9 protein-coding genes and 1 pseudogene are annotated in these 7,182 nt (G+C 33.9%); all 10 read left to right on the top strand.

The annotated features are described in order from the left end of the window. Positions 1–531, top strand: a pseudogene (locus B3J44_RS00195) (hypothetical protein); the annotation flags it as partial. Between the two features lie 28 nt (positions 532–559). Then, positions 560–1,381, top strand: coding sequence for a DUF4249 domain-containing protein (locus B3J44_RS00200; protein WP_286964762.1), 822 nt, complete (start codon positions 560–562; stop codon positions 1,379–1,381). A 2-nt stretch (positions 1,382–1,383) separates the two neighbouring features. Next, positions 1,384–1,866 (top strand): GyrI-like domain-containing protein, encoded by a 483-nt coding sequence (locus B3J44_RS00205; protein WP_286964765.1) that lies wholly within the window; start codon positions 1,384–1,386, stop codon positions 1,864–1,866. Between the two features lies 1 nt (position 1,867). Beyond that, a complete protein-coding gene (locus B3J44_RS00210; RefSeq protein ID WP_286964768.1) occupies positions 1,868–2,311 on the top strand; it encodes a DinB family protein in 444 nt (147 codons plus the stop codon). A gap of 79 nt (positions 2,312–2,390) precedes the next feature. Beyond that, a complete protein-coding gene (locus B3J44_RS00215) occupies positions 2,391–2,846 on the top strand; it encodes a RidA family protein (RefSeq protein WP_286964771.1) in 456 nt (151 codons plus the stop codon). A gap of 65 nt (positions 2,847–2,911) precedes the next feature. Beyond that, the gene (locus tag B3J44_RS00220) at positions 2,912–3,574 is read left to right on the top strand and encodes a thiamine diphosphokinase (RefSeq protein ID WP_286964775.1); all 663 of its coding nucleotides are present in this window, start codon (positions 2,912–2,914) and stop codon (positions 3,572–3,574) included. Positions 3,575–3,786: 212 nt separating this feature from the next. Next, positions 3,787–4,737 carry a 23S rRNA (adenine(1618)-N(6))-methyltransferase RlmF gene (gene rlmF / locus B3J44_RS00225; protein ID WP_286964778.1) on the top strand — a complete coding sequence of 317 codons (951 nt, stop codon included), beginning with the start codon at positions 3,787–3,789 and terminating at the stop codon, positions 4,735–4,737. An 85-nt stretch (positions 4,738–4,822) separates the two neighbouring features. Then, positions 4,823–5,059: a uroporphyrinogen decarboxylase gene (locus B3J44_RS00230; RefSeq protein WP_111365373.1), complete on the top strand. Its 237-nt coding sequence runs from the start codon at positions 4,823–4,825 to the stop codon at positions 5,057–5,059. A gap of 85 nt (positions 5,060–5,144) precedes the next feature. Further along, positions 5,145–6,083, top strand: coding sequence for an alpha/beta fold hydrolase (locus tag B3J44_RS00235; RefSeq protein ID WP_286964791.1), 939 nt, complete (start codon positions 5,145–5,147; stop codon positions 6,081–6,083). A gap of 47 nt (positions 6,084–6,130) precedes the next feature. Beyond that, positions 6,131–7,182: DEAD/DEAH box helicase family protein (locus B3J44_RS00240; protein WP_286964794.1), on the top strand; the 1,052-nt coding region annotated here is incomplete at its 3' end.

Raw genomic sequence — 7,182 nt, forward strand, 5'->3', positions numbered from 1 at the left:
GAACTTATGCTAAAGAAAAACAAAGGCCGATTGAATGGCTGGATTTCATACACCATTTCAAGATCTGAACAGCAGACTCCCGGAAGAACACCTGAAGAAACAGGCATCAACAATGGTAAATGGTACGCATCAGCTTATGACAAAACACATAATTTAGCAATTACATCTTCATACAATTTAAACGAAAAATGGTCATTTGGTGCTAACTTTGCATTGCAGTCAGGACAGCCAGTAACGTATCCGAATGGACAATATCAGTATTTAGGAATTATAGTTCCAAGTTACGGATTACGAAATGAAAACCGACTTCCTTCTTATAATCATTTGGATATTTCCGCCACTTTAACGCCTCACAAGAATAAAGATAGAAACTGGAAAGGCGAATGGGTTTTCAGTATTTACAATCTCTATAATCGAATGAATGCAGCCTCAATCAACTTCAGGCAAAATGTTGATACAGGCGCAAACGAAGCAGTGAAATTATCCATTTTTGGAATTGTTCCTGCGGTAAGTTATAATTTCAAATTCTAAAAAAGTTCAAAAAACTAAAGATATGCTCATGAGAAAATTAGTTTTATTAACCGTATTTTTTACATCGCTTTTTTTTACCAGTTGCGAAGAAGTAGTTGATGTTGACTTAGACACTGCTGCTCCAAAATTGGTAGTTGAAGCGGCTATAAATTGGGAAAAAGGCACTTCTGGAAAATTGCAGGTCATTAGATTATCGACCACAACAGGCTATTTTGAGAATACAATTCCTGTAGTTTCAAATGCCGTAGTATTTATAGAAAATAGTAAGAATCAAAAATTTAATTTTGCTGAATTCAACAAAACGGGCAGTTATGTTTGCAATGATTTCAAACCAGAGATTAATGAAAAATATACTTTAACTGTAATTAGCAAAGGAAATACATATACAGCTTCTGAAACTTTAAAATCGGTAGCGCCAATTACTCGAATAGAGCAAAAAAATGATGGCGGTTTTACAGGAGAAGATATCGAAATAAAAACGTACTTTACAGATCCTGCAGACGAAGACAATTTTTATTTGTTTAAATATGTTTATTCGAACAAAGTCACTGCAAATTATTATGTTTCTGAAGATAAATTCTATCAAGGAAATGAAATTTTTAGCAGCGCCATTGACGAAGATTTAAAAGCAGGAGACGAAGTTGAAGTAACACATTACGGAATCTCTAAGCAATATTATAATTACATGAATATCTTGGTAAGTATAGCCGGAAGCAGTATTGGAGGACCGTTTCAATCTCCGCCTGCAACTGTAAAAGGAAACATTATCAATACGACAGACAAAAATAATTATCCGCTGGGGTATTTCTCTCTCGGCGAAATCAGTACAAAAAAGTACAAAATTCAGTAATCATGCAACCTATCATCAAAACCTTAGCCGAAAAAAAACTCATTGGACATTCGATAGAAATGTCATTTATTGAGAATAAAACTTTTCAATTATGGAGTGGTTTTATGCCACATCGAAAAGAAATAAAAAATACAATTAATCCTAATTTGTATTCTTTAGAAGTATATTCAGAAAACCATTTTGATAATTTTGATCCTAACGACAGTTTCAAAAAATGGGCTGCTGTAGAAGTTTCAGACTATGAAAACATACCAGAAGGAATGGAAACCTTAGTTGTTCCAGACGGTTTGTATGCGGTTTTTCTTCATTTAGGTCCAGTCGCAGAAGCTCATAAAACCTATCATTATATTTTTGCAGGATGGTTTCCAAATTCTGAATATACTGTAGACGATAGACCGCATTTTGCTGTAATGAATGAAAAATACAAAAAAGACGATCCTACTTCTGAAGAAGAAATCTGGATTCCGATAAAAAACCGAAATTAAAATGGTAATAGAATCACTAAAATCTCTTTTCAACAGAGATCTAAACAAACTGAAAATAGAAATTGAATTATACCAAAACGAAAACACTATTTGGGCAATCGATAAGAATATTTCAAATTCAGCAGGAAATCTATGCCTGCATTTAATTGGAAATTTAAACACTTACATTGGGGCTGAAATTGGCAAAACGGGTTATGTTCGAGATCGTCCTTTGGAATTTTCGCTAAAAGACATTCCAAAATCGGAACTAATTTTAAAAATAGAAAACACCATTGAAGTCATCAACAATACTTTAGATTTATTAACCGAAAAAGATTTAGAAGAAGTTTACCCACAAATTGTTTTCGAAAAAGAAATGACAACAGGCTTTTTCTTAATACATCTTTCAACCCATTTGGCATATCATTTAGGACAAATTAACTACCACAGAAGACTGTTAGATTAAAAACAGCTTCTCAACATATGTAAATGTTTTAAAATTAGAATTGATAAACCTTTGTCCTATCAATTCTAATTTTAAAAACATGAAACATTTATTTGCCTTTTTACTACTTATCTGTGCGTTTCAAACAAAAGCACAAACTTTTAAAAATCCAGAATCTTTATTCAATCCCGCACCTTATGGTTTCAGCCATGCTTCTTCGGTAAAAACACCTGGCGAACTTATTTATATCTCGGGTCAAAGCGGCGGTTTAGGAAAACAACATCTTTTAAGCCCCGATTTTAGAATACAAGTCAAAACCGTACTAGAAAACCTAAATGTCATTTTGAACAGCTACGAGTTAAAGCCAGAAAATGTAATGAAAATTACAATTCTCATAGTGGATCATTCTTCAGAAAAATTAAAAATTTGGGAAGAAGAAATTAGTAAAGTATGGAAAAACAAACCATTTCCTGCCAGCACATTAATTCCGGTTTCTAAATTAGCTCTTGACGGAATGCAGATCGAAGTCGATGCCGTTGCTTTTAAAGCCAATTAAATAAAGCCATTTTCTGCCAGAGACTATATCTTTTGTACATTTGCACTACATTCAAAAAAATGCTTATGTCATCACACCATATAGTTCGCGACGATCAAGAACCCGCTTTAATAATTGCAAATGGCGCAGCCTGTGATCCTGAACTATTAGGGCAATTGCTAGAATGGTCGCCATTAGTTGTTGTTTTAGATTCGGCTATAGAAAGAGTGATCGAACTAGGCATAAAAGTCGATGTTTTACTCGGTGATTTCGATCGCGGTTTTGACCCTGAAATTTATAAAACTTCTCAATTTCCAATCGAAATCGTTCACACTCCAGATCAAGACAAAACCGATTTAGAAAAAGCTTTTGATTATCTTATCGAAAGAAAAATTCCTGCCGTAAATGTCGTTTGGGCAACTGGAAAACGAGCCGATCATACAATTACAAACTTAACACAAATTGTCCGTTACCGAGATTTACTAAAAATCGTAATCCTCGACGATCACTCTAAGATATTTCTTCTGCCAACAAAATTTGAAAAATGGTATACTGCAAACACGCCAATTTCACTTATTCCGATTGGCGTTGTAAACGGAATTTCTTCATCAAATTTAAAATACGAATTAAACGACGATACACTAACAATGGGCTACAGAACCGGAAGCAGTAATTCTGTCGAAAAAGATGGCATTGTAACCATTACACATAGTGAAGGTGATCTTCTTTTAATGGAATGTTTTGATTAGAAATAGTAATGAATAAAAAGTCACAGCGGGACGAAATATTTATATATCAAAATATCGCACTCTCATTTAAGCCTCAGCGAGGCGACACACTACACATATGTCGCTCCGCTGGAGCTTTTTTTTAATATTAATTATCTAGCTATAAATATTAAGCTTCTCTGGAGCTTTCTTAAAAAAAGGAATATCTATCTTTGTTCTCGAAATCAATGAAAATGAAAACAAACAACAATTCCGAAAAAAGCAATTTACACCCAAGAAATCTTCATCGAAATCGATATGATTTTGAAAAACTAATTTCAAATTGCCCAGAATTGAAAGCTTTTATTGCTGTAAACAAATACGGAATCGAAACCATCGATTTCAGCAATCCTGCTGCAGTAAAAACATTAAACAGCGCTTTACTTAAAACGTATTATAATATTGAGAATTGGGATATTCCTAAAAATTATCTTTGTCCGCCAATTCCTGGACGTGCAGATTATATTCATTACATCGCAGATTTATTGGCCGAAAGCAACAATAATCAAATTCCAGAAACTTCGCATGTTTTAGGACTAGACATCGGAACGGGCTCCAATTTAATCTATCCGATATTAGGAAATGCGATTTACAATTGGAGTTTTGTAGGAACAGATATTGACCAGAAATCAATTGAAAATTGCGCCAAAATTATTGAAGCCAATCCAAATTTAATTGATTCTATAAGTTTACAGCAGCAAACAGAACCTCGATTTCTTTTCAAAAACATCATTACGCCCGAAGATCGTTTTACATTTACAATGTGTAATCCGCCTTTTCATGCCTCTGCCGAAGAAGCCAATAAAAGCACTTCCAGAAAGGTTTCCAATTTAAATCCGAAAGAAAAAAGAAATACAAATCCGGTTTTAAACTTTGGAGGACAAAATGCAGAATTATGGTGTAACGGTGGAGAAATCGGATTCATTACACAAATGATCTACGAAAGTGCGAAATATCCATCGCAAGTTTTATGGTTCACGACTTTAGTTTCCAAAAAAGAAAATCTTCCTTCGATTTATAAAACTTTAAAGAAAGTAAATGCCGTTTCTGTCAAAACAATCGAAATGTCGCAAGGACAAAAAAACAGCCGAATTGTGGCTTGGAGTTTTTTTGAAAACCCAAATTCTCAGAAAAGTTTCTTTTAATACACTCATTTCCAATACCAAAATCTTGATTTTACAGTTTACTTTTGCTACATTTATTGTATGCAAACTATTTAAAATCAAGATTATGGCTGAATATATTGGTTATCTCGCATCTGTATTTATTGTTGGAGGCTTTCTACTCAAAAATCTTAGAGCAATCCGGTTCATTAATATGTTTGGCTGTATCTGTTTTGTAATCTACGGCATCTTTTTAAACGACTACAGAGATTTCAATCAATGGCTTTGGCCGGTAATTATTCCGAATGCCATTTTAGCGTTTGTACAGATTTATTATCTGACTTCTAAAAATGATAAATCTTAAAATTATGATAGTTTAAAATAAAATTCTGATACATTTTTCGCCTACTCTACTCGTAACTTTAAGCTGAAAATTGAATTTTATTACCATGTTAAAATTATATTCCCGATTAGCTATAATACTGCTTTTAGTCACAAGTTGCGCTTCAAAAAAAGCAAAATATGAAGACTATGTTTTTAAAACCCAAAGCGAAGAACTAAAATACCAATCTGCTTACGACAAAGCTTTAAAACTTTGGAACATTCCTTATACTGAAGAAGATGTAAAAACTAGTTTTGGAACCGCTCATGTTGTAATTGCAGGTCCAAAAAATGGAAAAAGTCTGGTTTTACTTCACGGAATGGACGCCAGTTCTACCATGTGGTATCCAAACATTAAAGTTTTAGCCAAAAATCATCGCATCTACGCGATCGATTTTATCATGGAACCTAATAAATCCAATCTAACTGCAAAACCGCTTTCATCAGACGATATTGTTGTTTACTACAACGAAATTTTCGATCATTATAAATTAAAGAAATTCGACCTCATCGGCGCTTCTCGAGGCGGATGGATTGCAACATTATTAGCGATTCAAAAACCAAATTCTATAGATAAAATTGTTTTATTGAGTCCCGCGCAAACCTTTAAATTTATAGATAAAGTCAGAAAAACAACTTCGGCATTGATGCTAAAACTTTTTCCAAGCGAAAAGAAATTCAGCAAAACATTATCAACTTTTTCAACTCATCCAGAAAACATAAGCCGTATTTATAAAAGACAGTTTTACTTGGCCAATAAATATGCAAAATCAAACTCCAGCATGCTTAAAATGATGCCTTTTTCAAATAAAGAATTAGAATCAATCAACAATTCTGTTTTGGTTTTAATTGGTGACAAAGACGTTATTAATTCAGAAGAAAGTCTGGAAATAGCGCAGAAGCATTTGCCCAACTGTAAAACCAAAATAGTAAATGATGCCGGACATTTTCTAACCATCGATCAACCTAAAGTCATTAATGATGCGATTATTAATTTTTTAGATTAGCATTCAAACTTCGTATCTTTACAAAATAAAATTTTCAGCTCAAATAAATGAAATTTCAAGTTTTTTCAGAATATAGTCCAAAAGGAGATCAGCCTCAAGCCATTCAAAAATTGGCTCAAGGTGTGGTCGACGGAGATAAATACCAAACTTTATTGGGAGTTACAGGCTCGGGAAAAACGTTTACCGTTGCCAATGTAATTCAGGAAGTGCAAAGACCAACTTTAGTTTTGGCGCACAATAAAACTTTGGCCGCGCAATTGTATTCAGAGTTCAAACAATTCTTCCCGAATAATGCTGTTGAGTACTTCGTTTCCTATTACGACTACTATCAGCCAGAAGCTTTTATGCCTGTAACGGGAGTTTTTATTGAGAAAGATTTATCTATCAATGAAGAATTAGAAAAAATGCGTTTGAGCACCACTTCTTCTCTGCTTTCAGGAAGACGTGACGTTTTGGTTGTGGCATCGGTTTCTTGCCTTTATGGTATTGGAAATCCTGTCGAATTTCAGAAAAACGTAATTGAAATTAAAAGAGATCAGGTTATTTCGAGAACCAAATTATTGCATAGTTTAGTTCAGAGTTTATACGCCAGAACTGAAGCAGATTTTAATCCAGGAACTTTCAGAATTAAAGGAGACACTGTCGAAGTTTATCCGAGTTATGCTGACGATGCGTACAGAATTCATTTTTTTGGAGATGAAATTGAAGAAATAGAATCATTTGATGCGACTACTTCTCAGGTAATAGAAAAATTTCAACGCTTAACCATTTATCCTGCTAACATGTTTGTCACTTCTCCAGAAGTTTTGCAAGGCGCTATTTGGCAGATTCAGCAGGATTTAGTGAAACAAGTTGATTATTTTAAAGAAATTGGAAAACATCTTGAAGCGAAACGTTTGGAAGAGAGAACCAATTTCGATTTAGAAATGATTCGCGAATTGGGTTATTGTTCTGGAATTGAAAATTACTCTCGCTACCTTGACGGACGTGAAGCTGGAACAAGACCTTTCTGTCTATTAGATTATTTTCCAAGCGACTATTTAATGGTTGTTGACGAAAGTCACGTAACCGTTTCGCAAGTTCATGCCATGTATGGTGG

It is taken from the genome of Flavobacterium sp. UBA4854 (genome assembly GCF_002399805.1).
Taxonomy (GTDB): Bacteria; Bacteroidota; Bacteroidia; order Flavobacteriales; family Flavobacteriaceae; genus Flavobacterium; species Flavobacterium ginsengisoli.